This window comes from Candidatus Zixiibacteriota bacterium (assembly GCA_026397505.1).
In the GTDB taxonomy this organism is placed as follows: domain Bacteria; phylum Zixibacteria; class MSB-5A5; order GN15; family PGXB01; genus JAPLUR01.
Genome location: JAPLUR010000031.1, coordinates 1 through 2,675, shown reverse-complemented (window position 1 = coordinate 2,675; position 2,675 = coordinate 1). Strand labels below are relative to the sequence as shown.

2 protein-coding genes are annotated in these 2,675 nt (G+C 51.2%); both read left to right on the top strand.

Annotated elements, in window-relative coordinates:
* The first annotated feature begins 226 nt into the window (after positions 1-226).
* Positions 227-1,714, top strand: coding sequence for a Do family serine endopeptidase (locus NT002_01395; protein MCX6827927.1), 1,488 nt, complete (start codon positions 227-229; stop codon positions 1,712-1,714).
* Between the two features lie 31 nt (positions 1,715-1,745).
* A complete protein-coding gene (locus NT002_01390) occupies positions 1,746-2,633 on the top strand; it encodes a sigma-70 family RNA polymerase sigma factor (protein ID MCX6827926.1) in 888 nt (295 codons plus the stop codon).
* Positions 2,634-2,675: the final 42 nt, after the last annotated feature.

Here is a 2,675-nt window from a genome sequence, read left to right as displayed (position 1 = left end):
ACTTCCGAAAGCGCAAAGACTATGTTTCTCCTGCTAAAATCTAACTCGTTATACGACATTAGGTGTCTCCTTTTGAATCAGCTTGTAAATCTTAAGGATACACCTCTTGTCGTTTTTACACACTTATAAAGATATTACCACAACAAATTATATTGTTAAATAATTCTCTTGACAAAGTTAAACCGGGGTCGTATAATGTTAAGCTATATTGTTTGGAGGTAGAAAGTTGAAAGGGAGGTTTGTTTCCCCTACCGGGGCAGGTCGGCATTATTTATCTCTGGGGTTAATTGCGGCTATTTTTACCGTCCTGGGGATTTTAATTGCCTCAAATCTCGATTTCACCAAGAAGTCGATTGCCACTATTTCTCAAGAGGCTTATCCGGTGGTCAGCTCCGGCAACGGCGAATATAGTTCGCCCTTCGTGCCGGTTGTCGAAAAAGTCAGCGATGCCGTTGTCAACATCGCCGCGGAGCAGACTTTGGAAGTCCCTTACCGCGATGACATCTTCTACCATCTTTTTCCTCAGCCCGAGCAGGCGGTCTCTTTTGGCTCCGGGTTTTTCTTTCGCGCCGATGGGTATATCCTGACCAACAGTCATGTCGTCGGGGATTCCAAGAAAGTCACTGTCCGGACCTCATCCGGATATCAGTATGATGCGCAGGTGATCGGCACCGATCCGCAGACCGACCTGGCTGTCATAAAGGTCAAGCCGGAAGGGACCATCGATTTTGTCCCCTTTGGTAACTCCGATGAAATCAGAGTCGGGGACTGGGCGATTGCTATCGGCAATCCGTTCCCCCAGCAGGGGCTGGATAGAACCGTTACTGTCGGCGTTATTTCCGCCAAGGGGCGAAGCAATCTCCAGTTCGGCGAGAACACTCCTCGTTACCAGAACTATATTCAGACCGATGCCTCGATAAATCCCGGCAATTCCGGTGGGCCGCTTTTGAATCTTAGAGGAGAGGCGATCGGCGTCAACGCCGCTATCTCGAGCCCCTCCGGCGGTTCGGTCGGTATCGGGTTTGCCGTTCCGATCAATTTGGCCCGTGCCGTTGTCCCCGACCTTATTGCCAGCGGCAAAGTCTCTCGGGGATGGCTGGGCATATATCTCGGCGATTTGAACCAGAATATGGCCAAACAACTGGGCCTTAGTGCGGTCAAAGGCGTTTTTGTCGATTCGGTCTTCAAAGGCGCTCCTGCCGACATGGCCGGCCTCAAGAAGGGCGACGTTCTCCTTTCTTTCAACGGCCAGGATATTTCCGATGCCGGACAGCTGTCAGTTATGATTGCTACCGCACCAAGAGATAAAGAAGCGCAGATTACTCTGCTGCGAAAAGGGGATAAAATGAATGTGAACGCCACTATTGTCGACCGCGAGCAATACCAATTGGCGCATTCCTCGCAATTCAATACCGCTCCCCAACAGGTCAGATGGATGGGCATGGAATTGATGGCGTTCAATGATAATATCGCCCGCGAGATCAATCTGGAGTTTTTCCCGGGAATTTATGTTGTCCGGGTGGCGCGCGGCTCACAGGCCGACCGGGCCGGTATCCAGCCGGGTTCCATTATCACCCAGGTGGACAATAAGGAAGTTAAGAATATTGTTGAATTGGAAGCTATCGCAGGCGGCATGAAAAGCCGTAATACTGCTATACCGTTCCTTCTGGTCGAACCGGGAGGATCTATAGAATATAAGGCCGTCCGGCCTTAATTTAAGAGAGCTCTACGGGATAAGCTCTCTAATGTTGGTTGATAAAGAGGAGTTTAAATTCATCGTGGCTAAACAGTCTTTAAAGTACCGCGACGAAGACAGGTCGCTTGACCTGTACCTCCGCGAAATCGGGGAGACCCCCCTAATCTGCGCCGACGAGGAAGTCCGACTGGCAAAACAAATAAAGCTCGGGTCTAAAATGGCTCTCGAAGCATTAACAAAGGCCAATCTGCGATTCGTCGTCTCGGTCGCCAAAGGGTATCAGAATCAGGGCTTATCACTCGCCGATCTCATTAATGAGGGGAATATCGGCCTCATCAAGGCGGCCAAACGATTTGATGAAACCCGGGGCTTCAAGTTTATCAGCTATGCCGTCTGGTGGATTCGCCAGGCGATTCTGCAGGCCCTGGCCGAACAGAGCCGTATCGTCCGACTCCCTCTGAATCGGGTCGGAACCCTGCATAAAATCGGCAAGATCTCCAGTTCTCTGGAACAGGGTCTCGGGCGGGTACCATCTCCCGATGAAATCGCCCGGGTATTGGACCTTTCGGAGATGGAGGTCTCCGACACGCTGAAGATATCTAACTCGCATCTGTCGCTCGATGCTCCTTTCTCGGTCTCCGAGGATAATTCGCTTATCGATATTCTCGAAGATGAGTTTCAGCCGGCGCCGGATGAGGAACTGCTCGACCACTCGTTGAAATTGGAGATCGAAAAAGCGCTGGATACGCTGACTCCTCGCGAGGCCGAGGTCATCAGTCTTTATTTTGGCCTGAACCATGAGAAGGCTTTGACACTGGAAGAGATCGGCGCCCGCTTCTCTCTGACCCGCGAACGGGTCCGGCAGATTAAGGAGAAAGCGATTCGGCGGCTGCGCCATGCCTCGCGAAGCCGCTCGCTAAGGGCCTACCTGAATTAATATAATATCATCAGTTTTTTTAAAGCCCGCTTCCTGCGGGCT

Bases quoted from the DNA above. Each gene is read 5' to 3' on its own strand.
- NT002_01390 (MCX6827926.1), top strand. From the start codon at position 1,746: ATGTTGGTTGATAAAGAGGAGTTTAAATTCATCGTGGCTAAACAGTCT.